Origin of the sequence: Roseinatronobacter bogoriensis DSM 18756 (assembly GCF_004366635.1) — a bacterium.
In the GTDB taxonomy this organism is placed as follows: Bacteria; Pseudomonadota; Alphaproteobacteria; order Rhodobacterales; family Rhodobacteraceae; genus Roseinatronobacter; species Roseinatronobacter bogoriensis.
On the sequence record NZ_SORN01000003.1, the window covers coordinates 206,924 to 228,548 of the forward strand.

Here is a 21,625-nt window from a genome sequence, read left to right on the forward strand (position 1 = left end):
GCCGTTGATGAAGCTGTCGGATTTCGATTTCGACCTGCCGGAAGACCTGATTGCGACACGCCCGGTGCGTCCGCGCCCTGCCGCGCGGCTGCTGCTGGCGCAGGGCAGCAGGATTGAGGACAGGCATGTGTCGGATCTGCCTGATATCCTGCGTGCAGGCGATCTGCTGGTCATCAACACCACCAAGGTCATTCCCGCCCGGCTGACCGGGCAGCGCCACCGCGACACTGCGCAAGGGCCGGTCAGCGCAAGGATCGAGGTCACTTTGACAGAGCCGCAGCCAGATGGAAGCTGGCGCGCATTGGCAAAACCCTTGCGTAAACTGGCGCAGGGAGAAGAGATCATATTCACCGATGCGCTGCGGGCAGAGGTGGTGGCACGTAACCCGGATGATGTGGTGCTGCGGTTTAATCTGGCAGGAGAGGCTTTCGATGCCGCGCTGGATGCCGCCGGCCAGATGCCCTTGCCGCCCTATATTGCCGGGCGTCGCGCGGCAGATGCGCAGGACCGCGAAGATTACCAGACCGTATTCGCCCGCACGCCGGGCGCTGTGGCTGCGCCCACAGCCTCGCTGCACTTTGACGCGGCGCTTATGGCGCAGTTGCGCGAAATCGGGGTGGAATTTTGCGAGGTAACGTTGCATGTCGGTGCAGGCACATTTCTGCCGGTCAAGGTTGATGATGTCCGCGACCACAAGATGCATGCCGAATGGGGGCAAGTTACCGCGCAGGCCGCAGATCAGATTATGGCGGCGCGCAAGGCTGGCGGGCGGATCATTCCGGTTGGCACCACTGCGCTGCGTCTGATCGAAACTGCCGCCACCGGCCCCGGCCAGATTGCCGCCTGGGCAGGGAAAACGGATATTTTCATCACGCCGGGATTTTCGTTTCAATTGGCCGATGCGCTGATGACAAATTTCCATCTGCCGAAATCGACGCTGATGATGCTGGTCTCTGCCTTGATGGGGCGCGATCAGATCATGGACATTTATGCGCATGCCATCGCAGAACGATACCGTTTCTTCTCTTATGGCGATGCGTCCTTGTTGATACCCTAAGCACGACGCGCAAAGGTCGCTTCCGTTATATCTTTGTTTCCCAACCCCACCTAGACTGGCGTCACGCCGCCGCCAAGACACAGGACTCGATATGTTCAAGGTTTTCACTGCATCATGGGCACTTTTGCTGGGCATGATGTTCCTGATGGTTGGCAATGGTGTGCAAGGCACATTGCTGGGGATTCGCGGCGCGATCGAGGGGTTCTCGACCCTTCAGATGTCGGTTGTCATGTCGGCTTATTTTGCGGGCTTTCTGTTCGGGTCGCGTATGGCGCCGGAAATGATTCGCAGGGTTGGGCATGTGCGGGTATTCGCCGCTCTCGGGTCGTTGATTTCGGCTGTGCTGATCCTCTATGCCGCGATTCCGGACTGGATCGTCTGGGCGCTGTTGCGCGTGCTGATCGGGTTTTGCTTTTCAGGGGTCTATGTCACGGCAGAAAGCTGGCTGAACAACACCGCCAGCAATGAAAACCGGGGCCAGGCGCTGTCGCTGTACATGATCGTGCAGATGTTGGGGATCATTGCGGCGCAGGCGCTGATCAACTTTGCTGATCCGGCAGGTTTTTTGCTGTTTGTCATTCCCTCGGTGCTTGTGTCACTCGCATTTGCGCCGATCCTGCTTTCGGTCAGTCCCGCGCCGACATTCGGCACGACCAAATCCATGTCCATCCGGGAACTTTATGGCGTCTCGCCGCTGGGTGTGGTGGGCACGTTCCTGATGGGCGGGGTTTTTGCCGCAATGTTCGGCATGACGGCTGTCTGGGGCACGGAAGCGGGGTTGAGCGTGTTGGAGATCTCGATCTTCACAGGCGCAATCTATTTCGGGGGGCTGATTTTCCAATATCCGATTGGCTGGCTGTCCGACCGGATGGACCGGCGGCGATTGTTGGTAATTGTTTCGCTGATAGGTGTTGCGGGCGGGGCGATGGCCGTGCTGTTTGATCTGAGCTTCATCTGGCTTGTGGGGGTTGCGCTGATCATCGGGGGGATTTCCAACCCCCTTTATTCCTTGTTGGTCGCCTACACCAATGACTATCTGGAAGCAGACCAGATGGCTGCGGCCTCTGGTGGGCTGTTGTTCGTGAATGGTGTGGGCGCAATCCTTGGGCCATTGACCATTGGCTGGCTGATGGGGGTCATCGGTCCCTCGGGCTTCTTCCTGTTTATCATCGTTCTGATGATGATGCTGGTGATCTATGCTGTATGGCGCATGACACAGCGTCCGTCGATACCGGTGGCGGAAAGCGGGCCATTCGCGGCCGTTTCCCCCGTCGTATCGGCCGCAACGGTGGAGGCGGTTTACACCGAAATGGCCGAGCAGCAGACAGAAAGCACCTGAAAACGTTGCATTTTGGCACGAATTTGCATGTTCAAGCAGCTGTTACGGCTAACAGCTTGTGCAAGCCGCGAATCACTGGCACGCTTGGAGTTGCGAAACAAGCTCGGGTGAAGGATATGTCTACGGTCGATGAAGTGATCTCTTTCTGGGTGGATGAGGTCGGGCCCAAGGGATGGTATTCAATGGATGAGGCGCTGGATGCGCGCATCCGTGACCGGTTCGAACCGTTGTGGCAGAAGGCGCTGGATGGGCGGCTGGAACGGTGGGCGTCATGCGCACGTGGGGCGCTTGCCTTCATCATTGTGACAGATCAGTTCCCGCGCAATATGTTCAGGGGCGATGCGCGTGCCTTTGCAACGGATGATCTGGCACGGCGTGTCGCTGCGCGGGGGTGTCACCTTGGCTATGATTGCCATACGCCAGAGCCAGAGCGCCAGTTCTTCTACCTGCCGCTGATGCATTCCGAAAGCCAGATGGACCAGGATCGCGCCGTGCGCATGTTCCTGCTGCATATGCCGGAAACAGGTGCAGAGAATTTGTTGCACGCGCGCGCACACCGCGCCGTGATCCGGAAATTCGGCCGCTTCCCCTATCGTAACGACGCTTTGGGGCGCTACACCACCGATGCAGAGCAATCGTTTCTGGACCAAGGCGGCTATGGCGCAGCTTTGCAGGAATTGCAGGCCGCCTGATCCGGGCCTTTTAGCCATGCATCCAATGCATGGCGGGCCTTCTGACTCTTCGTTGCGGGAATGCGAATAATAGTTTAACACCAAACTATATTTTGCGCGGCGCGACGGGAGGATTTCGCATGGCAGCCAGATCGTTTGATGTTGTTGTAATCGGTGCGGGGCCGGGGGGCTATGTTGCGGCCATCCGCGCCGCGCAGCTTGGAAAGTCGGTTGCGATTGTCGAACGTGAGAATCTTGGTGGCATTTGTCTGAACTGGGGATGCATCCCGACCAAGGCGCTGCTGCGCTCTGCCGAGGTCTTTCACCTGATGCACCGTGCAAAGGAATTTGGCTTAACTGCCGACAAGATCGGGTTTGATCTGGACGCTGTGGTAAAGCGCTCTCGCAAAGTGGCGGGGCAGCTTTCGGGTGGCATTGGCCATTTGATGAAGAAAAACAAGATCACAGTGGTGATGGGCAGCGCCAAGCTGACGGGCAAAGGCAAGGTTACGGTCACGACCGACAAAGGCACGGAAGACCTGACTGCGCCCAACATTATCGTGGCGACAGGCGCACGCGCGCGTGAATTGCCGGGGCTGGAAGCGGATGGAGATCTGGTCTGGACCTATCGCCACGCGCTGCAACCGGGGCGGATGCCGAAAAAACTGCTGGTCATTGGGTCGGGCGCGATCGGAATCGAATTTGCAAGCTTCTTCAACACGCTGGGCGCAGATGTGACGGTCGTTGAAGTACTGGACCGAATTTTACCTGTTGAAGATGCCGAAATCAGCGCTTTCGCCAAGAAGCAGTTTGAGAAACAGGGCATGAAGATCATGGAAAAATCCATGGTCAAGAAACTGGACCGCGCAGCCCCAAAGGTCACGGCGCATATCGAACGTGGCGGTAAAACCGAACAGCATGAATTCGACACTGTGATTTCGGCAGTCGGCATTGTTGCAAATACCGAAGGGCTGGGGCTGGAAGAGCTGGGGGCAAAGATTGACCGGTCTTTTGTCGTGACCGACCAGTATTGCCGCACCGGGGTTGAGGGTTTGTATGTAATTGGGGACGCAACCAATGGCCCTTGGCTGGCACATAAGGCAAGCCATGAGGGTGTTATGGTCGCTGAACTGATCGCAGGCGGGCATCCGCATGCAGTTGATCCGTCGAGTATTGCGGGTTGCACCTATTGTCATCCACAGGTTGCCAGTGTGGGCCTGACCGAAGCGAAAGCGAAGGATGCGGGCTATGAGGTCAAGGTGGGGCGCTTCCCTTTCATCGGCAACGGCAAGGCGATTGCGCTGGGCGAGCCGGAAGGGATGATCAAGACCATCTTTGACGCGAAAACCGGCGAGTTGCTGGGCGCGCATATGGTCGGCGCGGAAGTGACCGAGTTGATTCAGGGCTATGTGGTGGGCCGCCAGCTGGAGACAACGGAAGAAGACCTGATGAACACGGTCTTCCCACATCCGACGTTAAGCGAGATGATGCATGAATCGGTGCTCGACGCTTATGGGCGTGCGCTTCATTTCTGAGGTTTGACCAAATAGCGCGGCCTTGCGGCCGCAAGATATGTGCACGGCCCTTCCACTGCGTTGCAGGGCCGTGCCGTTGTCAGCGCACGATCGGCCCGCCTGAAATTTTCCAGTCTTGAAGCGTGCCGAGATTGTACACTTCGGAAAATCCGTTTGCGGTCATAGCACGTGCGGCACGGTCTGATCGCATACCCGAAGCGCAATACAGCGCGATGGGCATGTCTTGTGACAATTTGCGATTGAAATGCCCATTCTTCGGGTCAGTTTGCGCTGCAATCTGAGACAGCGGGATATGAAGCGCGCCTTTTGCCTTGCCGGTCTGGCGCAATTCATCTGCTTCACGCACATCAATCAGGGTCATGGTGCCATTGGCGACCCTCGCAATCGCGTCCGAAGGGTTGATGCGTTGCGTGGCGGATTTAGGTTTTAAGAAAGCAAACATTGCGAGCATCCTTGAACTGTTCCTGACAAGATATGCGTCCTTCAGACAGTGCAATCAAGATATAAATTCATATTTATGAATGTTATGGTTGTATGTTGCAGTAAAAGCTGAAAAACTGGACATGTTTTTATTTTGTTCACATATTTCGGTTGGAGACTCGGTGCATCATCACTATCTTGCAGCCTTGGACGCAAATGCGCGATCGGGGGGCCGGATGGCTGAGCAGAAATTTATCGAAGTGCGCGGAGCGCGCGAACACAATCTGAAAAATATTGATGTTGATCTGCCCCGCGACAAGCTGGTGGTGATTACAGGTTTGTCTGGATCGGGCAAATCCAGCCTGGCCTTTGATACGATTTATGCCGAAGGGCAGCGCCGCTATGTCGAATCGCTCTCGGCCTATGCACGCCAATTCCTCGACATGATGCAAAAGCCGGACATGGACCATATCTCTGGCCTGTCACCTGCAATTTCCATCGAGCAGAAGACCACCAGCAAGAACCCGCGTTCGACCGTTGGCACAGTGACCGAGATTTACGACTACATGCGCTTGCTGTTTGCCCGCGCTGGCACGCCCTACAGCCCAGCGACAGGCCAGCCGATCGAGGCGCAGCAAGTGCAGGATATGGTCGACCGGATCATGGCGTTTGACGAAGGCACGCGCGCCTACCTGTTGGCCCCCATCGTGCGCGACCGTAAAGGCGAATACCGCAAGGAATTTCTGGAACTGCGCAAGCAGGGCTTCCAGCGGGTCAAGGTTGATGGGCAATTCTATGAACTGGACGAGCCACCCACACTGGACAAGAAGTTTCGCCATGACATTGACGTGGTCGTTGACCGGATCGTTGTGCGTGAGGGGATCGAAACGCGGCTGGCCGACAGTCTGCGCACCGCGCTGGATCTGGCTGATGGGATCGCGATTCTGGAAATCGCAACCGAGGATGGCGAGCGCGTCACATTCAGTGAAAAATTCGCCTGCCCGGTCAGTGGTTTCACCATTTCAGAGATTGAACCGCGCCTGTTTTCCTTCAACGCCCCGACTGGGGCCTGCCCCGCCTGTGATGGTTTGGGGGTAGAGTTGTTCTTTGACGAACGGCTGGTCGTTCCCGACCATGCGCTGCGTCTGGCCGATGGCGCGATAGCGCCGTGGCGCAAGGGCAAGTCACCCTATTTCCTGCAAACAATCGAATCGCTGGCGAAGCATTATGAATTCGACGCGAAAGCATCGTGGAAGGACCTGCCAGCGCATGTCCGACAGGTCTTGCTCTATGGATCCAATGGCGAGGAATTGCCGTTCCGCTATGACGAAGGGGGGCGCGTCTATAATGTGACCCGCGCTTTTGAGGGTGTCATTCCGAATATGGAGCGCCGCTATCGCGAGACGGATTCGGCATGGATTCGCGAAGAGTTCGAGCGCTACCAGAACCAACGCCATTGTGGCGTTTGCGAGGGGCACCGCCTGCGGCCAGAAGCGCTGGCCGTCAAGATTGGTGGGCTGCATGTCGGTCAGGTCACTGAAATGTCGATCCGCGAGGCTCTGGCCTGGGTCGAGGGTGTGCCGGAAAGCCTGAGCAAACAGAAAAACGAAATCGCCCGCGCCATTCTGAAAGAAATCCGCGAGCGTTTGGGCTTTCTGGTGAATGTAGGCTTGGACTATCTGACCCTCGGGCGCCATGCAGGAACGCTTTCGGGCGGCGAAAGCCAGCGCATCCGGCTGGCCAGCCAGATCGGAAGCGGGCTGACGGGCGTGCTGTATGTGCTGGATGAACCGTCAATCGGCCTGCACCAGCGCGACAATGACCGCCTGCTGATCACGCTGCGCAATCTGCGCGATCAGGGCAATACGGTTATTGTGGTTGAACACGACGAGGAAGCGATCCGCTCTGCCGATTTTGTGCTGGATATCGGGCCGGGTGCGGGTGTGCATGGTGGCCAGATCGTGGCGCAGGGCACGCCAGATGAGATCATGGCAGACCCTGCCAGCTTGACCGGGCAGTATTTGAGCGGCGCGCGCGAAATTGGAGTGTCCAAAACACGCCGCAAGGGCAACGGCAAGAAGATCACTGTGGTCAAGGCCAGTGGAAACAACCTGCAGGACGTGACTGCGGAATTCCCCTTGGGCAAGTTCGTTTGCGTGACGGGCGTGTCGGGGGGCGGCAAATCCACGCTGACCATCGAGACATTGTTCAAGACCGCGTCGATGCGGCTGAACGGTGCGCGCCAGACCCCAGCGCCTTGCGAGACGATAAAGGGGCTGGAACATTTGGACAAGGTGATCGACATTGACCAGCGGCCCATCGGTCGCACGCCACGTTCCAACCCCGCGACCTACACAGGGGCGTTCGGCCCTATCCGCGACTGGTTTGCAGGGCTGCCGGAATCCAAGGCGCGCGGCTACAAGCCGGGGCGGTTTTCCTTCAACGTCAAGGGCGGGCGCTGCGAGGCCTGTCAGGGTGACGGCGTGCTGAAGATCGAGATGAACTTCCTGCCCGATGTCTATGTCACCTGCGAAACCTGCAAGGGGAAACGCTACAACCGCGAAACTTTGGAAGTGTTGTTCAAAGGCAAATCCATCGCGGACGTGTTGGATATGACCGTCGAAGAAGCGCAGACCTTTTTTCAGGCTGTCCCGTCCATCCGCGAGAAGATGGATGCGCTGATGCGGGTGGGGCTGGGCTATATCAAGGTCGGCCAGCAGGCGACAACCCTGTCCGGGGGCGAGGCGCAGCGCGTGAAACTGTCCAAGGAACTGGCGCGCAGATCAACAGGGCGCACGCTGTATATTCTGGATGAACCGACCACGGGCCTGCATTTCGAGGATGTGCGCAAACTGCTCGAAGTGCTGCACGAACTGGTGGAACAGGGCAATACAGTGGTCGTGATCGAGCATAACCTCGATGTGGTCAAAACCGCAGACTGGATCATTGATATCGGGCCAGAGGGCGGCGACGGGGGCGGCAGGATCGTGGCGACCGGCACCCCCGAGAAAGTGGCCGCGACCGAAGCAAGCCATACCGGACGCTATCTGGCCCCCTTGCTGAAGCCAAGGCGTGTTGCTGCTGAATAGTGGCGTATTTACCGCACAGGGCCGGAAAGGCCCTGTGCGGCGGTGTCTGCCTTATGCTGTCATCGCCAGAAGGGCCGCGCTCTCATGCGGGGCAAGCACTTTGCGGGCGGTGGCGAAGTTGCTTTGCCCTTTGCGTGTTGCCAGTTCCGGGAACAGGGCCAACAACTCGTCGCGCTGCACTGTGTCCAGCCCGTTCAAAGTGACATCGGCAGGCTGGAAACTCTCGCTCCATGCGCCTTCAGAATCAATGATCTGATGATTGTCGAACATGATGTGCACGTAAGTGACCGGACGCGCGTCGCGGGTAATGCCGGGCTGGCCGACCAGATCTCTGGCAGCCACCAGAACTTCGCGCTCTCCGAACAGAATTTCGGCCTGCTGGCCGCCTAGTAGCATGCGGTGGCCCGGCGACACGCGCAGATCACGCCTTGGCAGACGGTTGCCAAGCGCCCCTGCCGCGATCAGGACCGAAGTGAAATCCGGGTTCTGCTCCAGGTATTCTGCATCCAGCATTCTGGTGCCCGCCCAACGCACAGGCTGGAACCCGTCATCGCGGGTAAGGACCTCATCACCGACGCGAATATCCTCGACCAGCTTGGGGCCTGTGGCCGTGACAATAAGCGTGCCAGCGGCAAAGCATGGAACGGTGATATGCACTTTTGCCTGATCATAGCCGCCATTGCCGTCAATGACCGTATATTGAAAGGTATCCTTTCCAACAAAACCGGGATGGGGCGTGTAGGTAAAGGTGCCATCCGGGTGCATCGACACGGTACCATTGGCGGGCTGCGTATTCGTCAGGACCGACAGTTCATCTCCATCGGGGTCGCTGTCATTTAGAAGCACATTTCCCGTAAATGGTTTATTGAACCTGGTCTCGAAGATGTCCTTTACAGCCACTGGCGGTTGATTGCCCGGCTCGCAGGGTGGTTCGGGGTGTTTCGGGTCCTTCTGCTCTACAGGTTCTCCCATAACGGCCTTGATGGAGCCGTGATTCTTGCCCGAAGTGCTGGTCGATGTGGCGCGAATACCGATGAAGTCGACCTGATCCAGACGCGTCGCATCGAGTTTGACTTTCAGCACATCGCCTTCGGTCAGGAAGGTTTCCTTGTCCTTGCCGCCGCGCCCCAGACCGGGAGAGCTGAGTTTGATAGCGCTGTCCCATTGAATGCTCTGGCCCTCATAGCGTGATCCGCCACCACTCATGTTCAGCGGGCCTGGCAGGTTCACACTTTTCCCAGAGAAGTCGTCATCCGCGACATAGATGGCATTTACGTCCATCGAACCCTTGACGACTTTGACCTCGGCAAAAACTTCGCCATTCTGTTCAGAGACTGTCACGACATAAGACAGCCCACCTTCTTCGTGTGAGAAGGTTTTTGTCATCTTCGATCCCCCATCTTCCGTGTATGTGCAAACCTTGCTGGCCGGCACATGTTTTGACGGCTGTGGCGCGTGTAACCACAGGGCCGCCGTGTATGTTCCCGCGGTCTTGCGCCCGCGTATTTGCTGCTTGAAATTGGACCCGCCAAACCCCGGTGTGAGGGGTGTCGCCCAGATGATGGACAACGGTAAACCAGCCCAAAGCGTGTGATAAATCTTTAAAAATTTAATCGTGGCGAAAGTAAGGCGACCTCGCGGCGGGACGAAATATCTGCTGAAAATTATTTGAAATCAGACGCTAGGACAACTTATAGGTGTGCTGCTGGAAACCTTGGTCGCGGCGATGTTGTGGGCTGCATCACACGAAGCGAACCCGCTGCCATCGGCTGATCACACAGATCGAGGCTGCGAATTTTCGCTAGTCTTCGCCACCTGACACAAGATAGCCTATGACTGCTTGGTGGGCGTTGCAGTCTTTGACCGGCGCGGAGTCAAGGGCGTCAGCCCGCCGCGCATCGCCGGGCCGCCCGCACGGCACGGCGATTGGGCTGCCCCCAGCACAACGATCTGATCTCTCAAGGGCTTGGCCAGCATAAAGCGCAACAGATTATGCGTTAGATCGCCGTACCGCGGCCCGACGCTGCGCGACTTTGCACCCGGCTTCGCCATATCCGCAAAGTCCCGCAAAGCCGCCACAGGCAACAGCATTGTGGTGCCGGAACCTTTCATCAGGTGGCGAACACTAGCTGTTCAAGCTTGAGAACAGGCGCTTTTCCTGTGCCAATTGCACCAGCAAAGGGGCAGGGCGCCAGAAATGCGCATCCTCTTGGGCAAATGCTTCAATCTGCGCCAGAAGCTGATTGAGGCCCTGAGTATCCGCCCAATGCATTGGCCCACCGCGCCAACGCGGAAAGCCATATCCGTGCAACAATGTGACATCTACATCAAGGGGACGCGCTGCAATGCCTTCGCCAACCACATGCGCGGATTCGTTAACCATTGCAGCCATGTAACGGGCAATGATTTCATCGGAGCTGAAATTGCGCGGCGTTACGCCATATTCGCGGCGTTCTGCGGCAATGATCGCTTCGACCTCGGGGCAGGGGCGGCCCTTGGGGCTGTCTGTGTCATAGGTGTAATAACCCTGTCCTGACTTTCGGCCATGCCAGCCGCGCATATGCATCTCATCGGCCCAACGCGCCACAAATTCGCGCGGGTCGCGCGTGGCGGCTTTGCGCTGGCGGGTCATGAAGCCGATATCCAGCCCGGCCAGGTCCTGTACGGCATATGGCCCCATCGGAAAGCCGAATTCGGTCACCGCTCGGTCAACCTCATAAGGGCTGGCCCCGGCCAGAACCATGTGATCTGACACTGCGCGATAGACCTGCAAGATGCGGTTGCCGATAAATCCGTCGCAGACGCCAGCGCGAACGCTGACCTTGCCCAGTTTCTTGCCAAAGGCGAATCCAGTGGCCACGACGTCTGGTGCAGTCGCCTTTGGCACGACAATTTCCAGTAGCCGCATGATATGGGCAGGCGAAAAGAAATGAAGGCCAAGCACATCGGTGGGGCGCGTGGTCATTGCGGCGATCTGGGGAATGTCCAGATAAGACGTGTTGGTCGCCAGAATGGCCCCGGCCTTGCAGTGGCGGTCAAGCTGGGTGAAGACCTCGCGCTTGATGTCCATGTCTTCAAAAACCGCCTCGATTACCATGTCGCGGTCTGCAAGTGCCGCGTAAGATTCGGCTGTGCGGAACTGTTGCCCGAGAATGCGCGTGCGGGCCTCATCTGTCAATTTGCCCCGCTTCACGCTCTCGGCCAACATTTGCGCGACGGTCTGCTGCGCCTGCGCGGCGGATGACGCATCGCGTTCCAGTAGCGTGACATCCAGCCCGGCCAGCAAGGCGGAAACGGCAATCCCGCTTCCCATGCGCCCGCCGCCAACCACGCCAAGTAGTGAAAACGCGCGGGGGGTGACGCCATCAAGTTCGGGCAGTTGCGCGACCTTGCGTTCAGCCTGGAATGCGTGAACCAAAGCGGCGCGCTGAGGGGATTCTCTCAGGTGCAGGAACAAGGCGCGTTCGTGCTTCATCCCTTCTGCAAATGGCATGGCCGCGCCGCTCACTGCGGCATCAATCGCCGCCATCTGGGCGTTCTGCCCCCTGTATCGCGCGGCTGTGTGTGCGCGCAGTGTGTCGATCTGTTCTTTGTTGACCTGCGGCGGGGGCATATCACACAGCCTTCGTGGGCCAGCACCCATTGCCATCAACTCCCGTGCCTTTACCAGACCGGCGGTGCGCGGGTCTTGCGCCGCTGGGACCAGCTCATCAATGATTCCCATCTCCAGCGCTTGGTCGGCGGAAATATGGCGCGCCGAGATCATGATCTCCAACGCGGCCTCCAGCCCTGTCAGGCGGGGCAGGCGTTGTGTGCCACCCGCACCGGGCAGCAGGCCAAGGCTGGTTTCTGGCAGGCCGGTTTTCAGCCCCGGCAATCCGATACGGTAATGCGCCCCCAAGGCCAGTTCCAGCCCGCCGCCAAGGGCTGTGCCATGCATCACACATAGAACAGGCTTTTCCAGCGCTTCCAGCCGGGCAACCACATCGGGCAGAAAGGGCGCTGTCGCGGGCTTGCCAAATTCCTTGATATCGGCGCCGGCAACAAATGTGCGGCCTGCGCAATACAGCACGGCAATCCGCGCCGCAGTATCTGCGGCGAAGGCATCCGCGCAGTCGATCAACCCTGCGCGCACCGACTGGCCGATTGCATTGACTGGCGGGTTGTCGATGCAAATCAGAGCGATGTCGCCCTCGCGGCTGTAGCGGACAGGCTGATGTGTCATGGCGGTGTCTCCGTGCAAGGCAGGCATGTTTACCTGACATCTTGACGGGATCAGGGCAAGCCCTGCGACATGCAAGAGGATCCAACTAAAACGCCCTGCCATAGCGTTAGGTGCCATGACAGGGCGGTCTATTTAATGGTAATTGGCGGCAGAAGTCAGATCAGCCGCCAAAACCCATTCGGATCAGCTGCCCTCTTCGGCTGCGTCCTCTTCTGCGTCCACGGACCCGAACTGCCCCAGAAACGCTATGATGTCGCGCGCTGTTGCTTCGTCACGCACGCGGAACGACATCTGGCTGCGTGCGCGGCGGTCATCCAGCGTTTCGCGCAAGAAGGTCGTGGGGTCGAGGAGATAGGGAACCATGACCTCTTCATCCCAGACAACGCCGCTTTCGCCAACTTCGACCAGTGATGCGCCATAGCGGAACCCCTCAACTGTGCCGGGCTGACGGCCAAACACGCCGTAAAGGTTGGGGCCGGTGCGCATGTTTGGCCGACCTGCCAGAACTTCGCCATCTTCATTGGCCACATTGTGGCAGTTCTGGCACTGGCTTTGAAAGGCGCTTTCGCCAGCTTCTATGTCGCCAGCGAAGGCGGGTAGCGAAGCGAAAGAAAGAGCAAGGGCGCTGAGTGCCGCGCCAGTCGTAAACTTCATATCTTCTAACCTCCCGATTGTATTCAGATGCCAACATCTGACGTGGTTTTTAAACAAGTCAAGCCTGTCATCACGCAACAGCATGCGCGATGGCGCATTGCTGCCAAAGCGATGTCAGTGCGGTCACCAGATGGTCGATATCTGCGTCTGAATGCAGCGGCCCCGGTGTAATGCGCAAGCGCTCGGTCCCTTTTGGAACAGTTGGGTAGTTGATAGGCTGCACATAAATACCCCAATCCTCCATCAGGATATCTGACAACATCCGGCATTTGACCGGATCGCCAATCATGACCGGAATGATGTGGCTTTCATTGGCGATATGGGGAATGCCCTGTGCATCCAGCTTTGCGCGCAGCCGCGCAACGCGCTCGCGCTGCGCAAGGCGCTCGGTATCGGAAGATTTAAGGTGCTGGATCGAAGCTGTCGCGGCGGCTGCAACTGCGGGCGGCAACGCGGTCGTGAAAATGAAGCCCGAAGCAAAAGAGCGGATGAAGTCGCATAGCGCCGTTGACCCGGTGATATAGCCCCCAACAACACCATAGGCCTTGCCCAGCGTACCCTCAATCAGGGTGATCCGGTCTGCGAGTCCGCGCTCTTCGGAAATGCCGCCGCCGCGCGGGCCATACATGCCCACAGCATGGACTTCGTCCAGATAGGTCATGGCGCCATGCGCCTCTGCGACCTCTACAATCTCGCGCATCGGGCAGATGTCGCCATCCATCGAGTACACCGATTCAAACGCCACAATCTTTGGGCGGTCGCCCACCGCTTTCAGTTTGCGATCCAGATCGCGCCAGTCATTGTGCTTCCACAACACCTTGTCTGCGCGGGAATGCCGGATGCCTTCGATCATGCTGGCATGGTTTTTCTCATCCGACAGGATCACGGCATTCGGGATCTTGGCACCAAGGGTCGACAAGGCGGCCCAGTTCGACACATAGCCAGACGTAAACAGCAATGCGGCTTCCTTGCGGTGCAGGTCGGCCAGTTCCTCTTCCAGCAGACGGTGCAGGTGGTTATTGCCCGAAATGTTGCGCGTGCCGCCTGCACCAGTGCCACAAGCCTGCACGGCCTGAACCATGCTGTCCACGACCTTGGGATTATGTCCCATGCCCAGATAATCGTTCGAGCACCAGACAGTCACTTCCTGTACATCATCGCCATTGTATCGCTTGACCTTGGGGAAATTGCCGCATTGGCGTTCAACCTCGGCAAAAACACGGTAATTGCCTTCGGTCTTGAGTGTGTCCAGCGCAGTCTTGAAATGGGTGTCAAAATCCATGGGGATCCCCTCGGTCATGTTTTTCGTTTCTTGGGTGTGGGTGCCGGAATCATCCAGCGCCAGAGTTTGTCATCACGCACCCGCCAGACCATGAACCAGTGTTCCAAGAGTGCCAGTGCCGTCAGCATGGACAGAAGCGTGAAGCCGATGATCGCGCCCTGATCCGCCGCCTGATGTGCGCGCCAGAGCCGTTCGAGAAAGCAGCCAACAGCCAGCGCCAGCAGCGTGACCGAAAGCGGAAAGAAACCACTGACCGGCCCTTGCCGGAAATAGCTGGACAGATGGGCCAATGGCTTGGGCAAAAAATCGGTATTGATCCGTGGAACCCCCAGAAACAGGTTCAGCTTGGCCGATATCCGGGCAGCGAACAGAACCAGAAATGTCCACAAAGCAAAGGTGTTTGCGGCGCCCAGCGATGACAGGATCAGCGCCACCACCACTGCCGCAAGCATGAATTCATGCCATGCCACAGTGCGGAATGCCGACCAGAATCGCCCGACAGGGTCCAGCCCTTCCGGGCAAGGTTCGGTATTCGGACCTGTGATAACCCCGGACAGAAATGCCAGTTCGATCCAGGCCCACAGCGCCATTGCTGACAGGAACGCAAACCACACGCCCTGCGGGCTGGCATCCGCCAGCGTGGCATTGACCCCCACTGCGCCAGCGGCAAACAGCGGCAGTGACAGAATTACCGACCAGACATGCTGGTCAGGGCTGCCACGGTCCGCAGCGTGAACGCGCCACAGCAGGATGCCCGTGGCAAACCACCACAAAAACAGCGCGGCAAGTGCGGCTATCCAGGGGGTTTCGAACATTTATCCTCCGACATGGCTGAAAGGTGCCGGCCAAACCCGGCACCTTGGGGGGTCAGTAGGCAGGTTCCAGACGCACCGATACTGGCGGGGTGCTTTTCTTGACCGGGATCAGGTAGAGGCGGGCAAAGCCCAGCCCGGCCTTGGTCATCGCGGCCCATTTCGTCAGTTTGCCCGCCATGCCGCCCTTGCGCTCGCCCTGCTCCATATCGCGGAAGGCAGCCTCGATCTTCTTCAGCGTGGGCATCCATGCAGGGTGGTCGATGTCCAGTTCCATCGGAAATACCTGCTTCGCAATCTCACCCGTCTTGCGGAACACTTCCTGATCATACCAGTCGATATCGACGCCCAAGGCCTTGTGGAATTCGGGGCGTGCATGGTCGCGCACATACATGGTGGCAAACACCGCTGTCAGAAAGAACCTGATCCACAGCTTGTTGACAAAGCTCTCTGTCAGCTTCGGGTCGGTGCGCATCAGCAGGGCAAAGGCTTCGCCATGGCTGAATTCATCATTGCACCATTCCTTGAACCACTTGAAGATTGGATGAAAGCGCTTCTCCGGGTGCTGCTCCAGATGGCGGTAGATTGTGATATACCGCGCATAGCCGATCTTTTCCGACAGATAGGTGGCATAATAGATGAATTTGGGCCGAAAATAGGTGTATTTCTTCGCCTTTGTCAGAAAGCCGAGGTTCACGGCAACACCTGCTTCGCGCAGTGCATCATTGATGAAGCCTGCATGGCGCGCCTCGTCGCGGGCCATATAATTGAACAGCTCGCAAATATCCGGGTTCTTGCCGCGCCGCTTCATCTCCTTGTAAAGCACGCAGCCAGAGAACTCCGCCGTGCACGAGGACACCAGAAAGTCGATGAATTCGCGCTTCAGCTTGGGCTCCATATTGTCCCAATCGACCTTGTCCCAAGCCTCGTTCTTCTTGAAATGGCCCTTGTTGGGGTCCGACTTCATCTGTCCGATCAGCTTGTCCCATTCTTCGCGCACAGGTGTCACGTCGATGCGGTCCAACTCGTCGAAATCGGTGGTGTAGAAACGCGGGTTCAGCAGGGTCGATTCCTGCGCCATTGCATCGGTGTCGAACTTGCCTGCCATCTCGGCATGCAGCTCGTCATGGGTTGTGGCATGAACATTCATACGCTCATCTCCTCTGAGAACGAGAATTCACAGAGTTCCATGAATTCGAAATCACCTGTCAGCCGCGTCCAGAGCCGTTCCAGCATATTGGCACGGGTGATCGTGGCGATGCGATCCTCGACGATCAATTCGCCCCATGCGGCCAGTACGGGTGGGCCCTGCACCTGAACCTCATCTCCGGGGTGAATGACAGAGCCGTCATTGAACCGGACATGGGCGTGAAGAGCTTCGAAGCGATGAGAAACTTCAACAGTGCAGGGCACGTGTTCGATCTTTTTTGAGAAGAGTGACATTGGTTTTTCCCTTGGTTTTTTATGGTCGTTTTTATTTTATATTCAGCAGCCGTTCGAATGCGGCCTGGTTTTCGCTGCCGAACTGGGTCAGTTCGACGCGGTAATCGGTTAGGGGGTCAATCGCGGCCAGACGCCCGTTTTCAAATTGCACAATCTGAAGCGGCAGGTTGGGGTCTATCCCGTGGCGGCGACGCATGGTCATCAGACCATTCTGAATCACTGTTATGAAGCCGCCATGAGCCATGTCAGCCAACAGGTTGCCTTCGGCGTCCAGCACCGTCACGGCCTGTGCGTCATTTCCCACAAGGCTGATTGTCCAGCTCTGAACAACGGGCGCTTCGGCCGGGACAGCGGCTTTTTCCCGCCCAGTGAAGCTGGCATAGCTCACAAGTGCAAGCGATATTACGGCAAGCGCAAACATCGCGCGCACCAGCCCGATCGGGATCATGTCATTTGCATCTTCACGCTTGAATTTCGGGGTGAAGGGCTTTTGGGGGTTGGGGTTGGTGGTCATGGCATCCCTCACTCTGCTGCGACCAGATCGCCAGAAGTGGCGGCTGGCTTGCGTTCGATGACAGGTTGGGCGACCCGTGTTTCTGCGGCTTCCGCCAGCAGGCTGGCAACATTTGCGGCATCAGGAATGCAGCGAAGCGCAGGCTTTGTGACGCGCACATGGCCGGGGCGGCAATGTGGCCACAGGATAAGATAGGAGAATTTCGTTTCGCCCAAAGTCTCCAGCGCGATTGTTCCGGTGCCGTTCTTGCGCAGGGCAAGGTCAGCATTTGCGATCTGGCGGAAGGGCAGATTCAGCGTAACAGTAAGCGCTGCACCAATGCGCATCGCAACACGCGCCGTGGTAATGGTGTAGACGGTTGCACGGGCCTGAACAACGGCCAGCAGCATGATCACAGCTACAGCAGCGGCCCACAGAATGGCATATGGCAGGCCAAAGGCGAATGCGCCCGCCGCACCTGTGTCCAGTGCGCCGACAGAGGCACGCCAGCCCACGATCACCACGAAATAAACGTTGATCCAGTTGAGTTTATAGGCTTCGCGCGCAAGGGCCCAAGTATCAGGCCGGCCCTGCCACAAGATGCGTTCATGCTCGGGGGGGCGCTCTGGCAACCCCTTTACAGGTTCAAATGCGAAATCATCATGTGACATGGGCCGGTTCCTTTTTGTTTTTGGTCTGGTCGCGCTTAGGCAGGTTTGCCAAGCATGTCCGAAAGCAGGCGCAGCTTGCTCATTGGGGTGACGCGCTTCTCACTGCGGTACAGGTAGCCGCCCGCATAGAAACCCGACACCTTGTCTTCTTCCAGCTTGGTGAGCTGGCTGTCAGACGCGATGACCGGCGCGTCTGCGAAGGACGCAGCGTCGATCGAGTTGACATAGACCATGTTGGATTTGATCCGCACCATAGTCATGGGAACAAGACGCTTGGTGCCGTCGCTGAGCGTTGCTTCAAGATAGCGCACCATCTGTTCGGGCACATCGACCCACATATCGGTGATCTTGCCTGCTTCTTTCTGGTCGTTGCCGACGACTGGCAGGCCCCGTGGGTCCCGCCCGGCAGACACCGCAAAATCGCCAACCTTGGTCATGGGCTGTAGTTTCGGATGTCCATGTCCGTCCAGTTCCGGCTCGTCACGGCGCATGGCCCATGATGCGGGGCCAACCCCATCTTTCATCGGGTCGCCTGTCGGGGCAAACGGGAAACCGCCGCCAGTTTCGGTCGGGGCCAGTGCCAGTTCGCGCTTTTCACGCTCAAAGTCAGGTGCCTTCACCTCGCCACGACCATGCGGGAGTGTAAAGGTCTTCGGCTCTGGAACAGGCAGCAACGAATTGGCATGCGTGCCATCATCGTTTTCCAGCGGGTAACCTTCGCGCATGTTTTCACGCTGGATGTAGTAGATCAGTCCGGCAAAGAAGAGCCAGAAGAGGTAAAGCGAAATCAGGGCAAGATCAAAATTGCCGAAAAATAGCCATCCATAGGGGGTATCCATGTTTAGTCCTCCGTGGTGTCAAGTCGGGAAGTCGGCGAGGCCGATTCGTTGGTTGCGTTGTTGTGAAGTGTCTAGAATACGGGTCCGCACCAGCGGGCCCAGGATGATAAGGGTCAGGAAAAGCAGGCCAATCTCGATATGGTAGACAACCGAGTAGCCTATATCGGGGGTCATTAGGCCAGCGCCGAAATGCCCGTTATTTGCCAGTGTCTGAACGGTGTCACGAATGCCCCCGCCCAGGGCAACTGCCAGGCCAGCCGCAGTTGCCTGTGCCGCGCCCCAAGCGCCAAGCGCAAGCCCGCCGCCAACAATGCCCCGGCGTGGCATTTCCATTGCGGCTGTCAGCGTGGCAACCGCGAACAGCCCAAGCCCAAGCCCGATTCCGAATGCGCCAGCGTAAAAGACCGGCGCCGATTGAAGCGGTCCTGCAAAAATGACCGCCGAGAATGCAAAGATACCTGCAAGTATACCCCGCGCGGCCATGCGGAACTGGTCCAGCCCGTTCGACAGCCAGCGCGCCGCCAGCCAGAAACCAAGCAGCGCCCCCGCAGCCCAGACTGCCGTTAATGTTGTGGTTGCGGCAACCGACAGGCCAAGGATCTCGCCACCATAGGGTTCCAGCAAAACATCCTGCATGTTGAAGGCCAGACCGCCGACGAAAACGACCGCCAGCAACCGGCCAGCCTGACCGCCCTTGATGTAGTCATTCCAGGCATCCTTGAAGGCGGGCTTGGGGGCCTCGCGCTCTGCGCGGGTCATGGGTTTGATCTTTTCCTGTTTCCACAGGGCGATGATGTTCAGCGCAAGCGTGGCCACTGCACAGCCCTGCACCACCTGAATCAGGCGCAGATCGCTGAAATCACGCAGCAAATAGCCCACGATCAGCGCCGAAATCGCCATGCCTGCAAGGAAAGTGACATATAGCAATGCGACCACACGCGGGCGGGTCTCGTCATCGGCACGGTCTGCGGCCAGTGCAATGCCTGCGGTCTGGGTCATATGCATGCCGAAACCCGTCATCAGAAAGGCAAGCGCGGCAATCACTTCACCGGCAAAGCGCACATCATGGACAACATCGCCGGTCAAGACCAGCAGCGCAAAGGGCATGATCGCCAAGCCGCCAAACTGCCAAAGCGATCCGAACCACAAATAAGGCACCCGCTTCCAGCCAATGGCCGAGCGGTGCGTGTCGGATTTAAAGCCCAGAAGCGCGCGGAAAGGCGCAAGCAGCACTGGCAGCGCGATCATGAAGGCCACGATGCTGGCCGCCAGCGACAGTTCCACGATCATCACGCGGTTCAATGTGCCCAGCAGCAATACGGTCGCCATGCCCACGCTGACCTGAAACAGGCTGAGACGCAAAATCTGGACCAGCGGCAACCCTTCCGAGGCCGCGTCCGCGAAAGGCAACCAACTGGTGCCGATTTTCTGGAACATGGCTTTGGGAATGATCATGCCGTCACCTTCAGGCATTCAGAAATGTAAAACCCCCTCGAAACCCGGCCCACGCGCGACAGGCCCTGCACATTCAGGCTTCGGAAATCATGCGGGATCATGGTTGGAGAGCGATCCGCGCGCGGGAAAATGCGGCCTGCATGCCACATGCCCATCAACAGTGCCGTGCGCGGGGCAACGGTAAAGGTGATCTGGCCTGCACGCGCACTCAGCCCGTCAAGGGCGGCTTCCAGATCGGGTTGGGTGTAATAGATCAGGCTGTCCATCGCGATGACATGGTCAAAGCATCCCAACTCGGCCGCGAGCATATCGCCTGTCCGAAATTCCACCTGCCCGGCCAGCCCGGCAGGCAGGCGCCGCGCCGCTATCTCGACCAGTTTGGGTGAGATGTCGATCGCGGTGACAGTGGCACCCCGCGCGGCCAGTTCGGCACTGGCAGCCCCGGTGCCGCAACCGGCATCCAGAACGCGCGCGCCGTGCAGATCGGCAGGCAGCTGATCCAGCATCAATGCGCGCATCGTATCGCGCCCCTCGCGCACGGTCTGTCGAATGCGCGAAACCGGCGCATCCGAGGTCAGCCGTTCCCACACACGCGTTGCCGTGCCATCAAAATAGCTGGCAACACGGGCGCGGGTGCCCTCATAGCTGGGGGAAGGGGTCAAATCGCGCATCAATCAAACCCCAGAAACTCGAAAATCTCGCGGTCGGGCATAGAGACCGGATTGAGCGGTTCGGTCCCCCTGTAAAGCATCTCTGCCAGACGCATATACTCCTTGCGGCAGGCCAGCACTGCTTCATCTTCGTCCATTGCAAAGAGCGTCTTCTTCTTCAGGCGCGACCGACGAATGGCATCAACATCGGGCATATGGCCCATGCGCTTGAAACCCACACGGTCGCAGAAGCGATCAACCTCATCCGTGTCATGCGACCGGTTTGCGATACATCCCGCCAGCCGGACCTTGTAATTGGCCGATTTCGCCTGCACGGCGGCAATGATCCGGTTCATCGCATAGATGCTGTCGAAATCATTGGCGGTGACGATCACAGCGCGGTCGGCATGTTGCAGCGGTGCGGCAAAGCCACCGCAGACCACATCGCCTAGCACATCGAAAATCACCACATCCGTGTCATCCAGCATATGGTGTTGCTTCAGCAGCTTGACGGTCTGGCCCACGACATAGCCGCCACAGCCTGTGCCTGCAGGCGGGCCGCCTGCTTCCACACATTTCACGCCGCCCCAGCCTTCGGTCACATAATCTTCAGGGCGCAACTCCTCGGCGTGGAAATCCACCTCCTTCAGAATGTCGATCACGGTGGGCTGTAATTGGCCGGTCAGGGTGAATGTGCTGTCATGTTTCGGGTCGCAGCCGATCTGCAAAACACGCTTGCCCATCGCGGCAAAGGCCGCAGACAGGTTTGAACTGGTCGTCGATTTGCCGATCCCGCCCTTGCCATAGATCGAAAACACAGTGGCGCCCTCGATTTTCGTGGCTGGGTCCAGATGTACCTGCACCGAGCCTTCTCCATCACGACCTTTCAGGTCTGGAATCTCATCTCTTGGGCTCATGTCTTCATTCCCTTCATTTTCTTGCGAAAAATACTCCGGGGGGTGCGGGGGGCTGGCCCCCCGCCTGTCCGGG

Annotated in this window: 19 protein-coding genes; 5 read left to right on the top strand and 14 right to left on the bottom strand. The window is 58.2% G+C overall.

Annotated features, from left to right (window positions below; all coding sequences use genetic code 11):
- Positions 1–7: 7 nt before the first annotated feature.
- The 4 genes from queA to lpdA all read left to right on the top strand — a co-directional run bounded on the left by queA (position 8) and on the right by lpdA (position 4,602).
- On the top strand, positions 8–1,057 hold the full coding sequence (gene queA / locus EV660_RS09210; RefSeq protein WP_071479780.1) for a tRNA preQ1(34) S-adenosylmethionine ribosyltransferase-isomerase QueA: 1,050 nt from the start codon (positions 8–10) through the stop codon (positions 1,055–1,057).
- 91 nt (positions 1,058–1,148) lie between these two features.
- A complete protein-coding gene (locus tag EV660_RS09215) occupies positions 1,149–2,396 on the top strand; it encodes an MFS transporter (protein WP_071479779.1) in 1,248 nt (415 codons plus the stop codon).
- 116 nt (positions 2,397–2,512) lie between these two features.
- Positions 2,513–3,088 carry a DUF924 family protein gene (locus EV660_RS09220; RefSeq protein ID WP_071479778.1) on the top strand — a complete coding sequence of 192 codons (576 nt, stop codon included), beginning with the start codon at positions 2,513–2,515 and terminating at the stop codon, positions 3,086–3,088.
- Positions 3,089–3,207: 119 nt separating this feature from the next.
- Positions 3,208–4,602, top strand: coding sequence for a dihydrolipoyl dehydrogenase (gene lpdA, locus EV660_RS09225; protein WP_071479777.1), 1,395 nt, complete (start codon positions 3,208–3,210; stop codon positions 4,600–4,602).
- Between the two features lie 79 nt (positions 4,603–4,681).
- Here the strand turns inward: lpdA and EV660_RS09230 are convergent, their stop codons facing one another.
- Complete coding sequence (locus EV660_RS09230; protein ID WP_071479776.1) at positions 4,682–5,044, bottom strand: rhodanese-like domain-containing protein; 363 nt, start codon at positions 5,042–5,044, stop codon at positions 4,682–4,684.
- A gap of 214 nt (positions 5,045–5,258) precedes the next feature.
- On the opposite strand from EV660_RS09230, the gene uvrA reads away from it, so the two are divergent.
- Positions 5,259–8,111, top strand: a complete 2,853-nt coding sequence (uvrA, locus tag EV660_RS09235) for an excinuclease ABC subunit UvrA (RefSeq protein WP_071481902.1) — start codon at positions 5,259–5,261, stop codon at positions 8,109–8,111.
- 51 nt (positions 8,112–8,162) lie between these two features.
- On the opposite strand, the gene EV660_RS09240 is transcribed toward uvrA, so the two are convergent.
- The 13 genes from EV660_RS09240 to bchL form a co-directional block, all read right to left on the bottom strand.
- Positions 8,163–9,497: a Hint domain-containing protein gene (locus EV660_RS09240; protein WP_100319073.1), complete on the bottom strand. Its 1,335-nt coding sequence runs from the start codon at positions 9,495–9,497 to the stop codon at positions 8,163–8,165.
- 739 nt (positions 9,498–10,236) lie between these two features.
- Complete coding sequence (locus EV660_RS09245) at positions 10,237–12,336, bottom strand: 3-hydroxyacyl-CoA dehydrogenase NAD-binding domain-containing protein (RefSeq protein ID WP_071481901.1); 2,100 nt, start codon at positions 12,334–12,336, stop codon at positions 10,237–10,239.
- 183 nt (positions 12,337–12,519) lie between these two features.
- Complete coding sequence (locus EV660_RS09250; protein WP_071479773.1) at positions 12,520–12,990, bottom strand: hypothetical protein; 471 nt, start codon at positions 12,988–12,990, stop codon at positions 12,520–12,522.
- A 70-nt stretch (positions 12,991–13,060) separates the two neighbouring features.
- Positions 13,061–14,272, bottom strand: a complete 1,212-nt coding sequence (gene hemA, locus EV660_RS09255) for a 5-aminolevulinate synthase (protein WP_071481900.1) — start codon at positions 14,270–14,272, stop codon at positions 13,061–13,063.
- A 14-nt stretch (positions 14,273–14,286) separates the two neighbouring features.
- Positions 14,287–15,087: a putative photosynthetic complex assembly protein PuhE gene (gene puhE / locus EV660_RS09260; RefSeq protein WP_071479772.1), complete on the bottom strand. Its 801-nt coding sequence runs from the start codon at positions 15,085–15,087 to the stop codon at positions 14,287–14,289.
- A 52-nt stretch (positions 15,088–15,139) separates the two neighbouring features.
- The gene (gene acsF, locus EV660_RS09265; RefSeq protein ID WP_071479771.1) at positions 15,140–16,234 is read right to left on the bottom strand and encodes a magnesium-protoporphyrin IX monomethyl ester (oxidative) cyclase; all 1,095 of its coding nucleotides are present in this window, start codon (positions 16,232–16,234) and stop codon (positions 15,140–15,142) included.
- Positions 16,231–16,527, bottom strand: a complete 297-nt coding sequence (locus tag EV660_RS09270) for a hypothetical protein (RefSeq protein WP_071479770.1) — start codon at positions 16,525–16,527, stop codon at positions 16,231–16,233. The genes acsF and EV660_RS09270 overlap by 4 nt, the downstream gene beginning before the upstream one ends.
- A gap of 31 nt (positions 16,528–16,558) precedes the next feature.
- Positions 16,559–17,041, bottom strand: coding sequence for a photosynthetic complex assembly protein PuhC (gene puhC / locus EV660_RS09275; RefSeq protein WP_071479769.1), 483 nt, complete (start codon positions 17,039–17,041; stop codon positions 16,559–16,561).
- Between the two features lie 8 nt (positions 17,042–17,049).
- Entirely contained in the window at positions 17,050–17,691 is a 642-nt protein-coding gene (gene puhB / locus EV660_RS09280; RefSeq protein ID WP_071479768.1) for a photosynthetic complex putative assembly protein PuhB, read from the bottom strand.
- Positions 17,692–17,726: 35 nt separating this feature from the next.
- Positions 17,727–18,530, bottom strand: a complete 804-nt coding sequence (gene puhA / locus EV660_RS09285; RefSeq protein WP_071479767.1) for a photosynthetic reaction center subunit H — start codon at positions 18,528–18,530, stop codon at positions 17,727–17,729.
- 18 nt (positions 18,531–18,548) lie between these two features.
- On the bottom strand, positions 18,549–19,985 hold the full coding sequence (locus tag EV660_RS09290) for a PucC family protein (protein ID WP_071481899.1): 1,437 nt from the start codon (positions 19,983–19,985) through the stop codon (positions 18,549–18,551).
- Complete coding sequence (gene bchM, locus EV660_RS09295) at positions 19,982–20,656, bottom strand: magnesium protoporphyrin IX methyltransferase (RefSeq protein ID WP_071479766.1); 675 nt, start codon at positions 20,654–20,656, stop codon at positions 19,982–19,984. Before bchM ends, EV660_RS09290 begins: the two co-directional genes overlap by 4 nt.
- Positions 20,656–21,552, bottom strand: coding sequence for a ferredoxin:protochlorophyllide reductase (ATP-dependent) iron-sulfur ATP-binding protein (gene bchL / locus EV660_RS09300; RefSeq protein WP_071481898.1), 897 nt, complete (start codon positions 21,550–21,552; stop codon positions 20,656–20,658). Before bchL ends, bchM begins: the two co-directional genes overlap by 1 nt.
- Between the last annotated feature and the right edge of the window lie 73 nt (positions 21,553–21,625).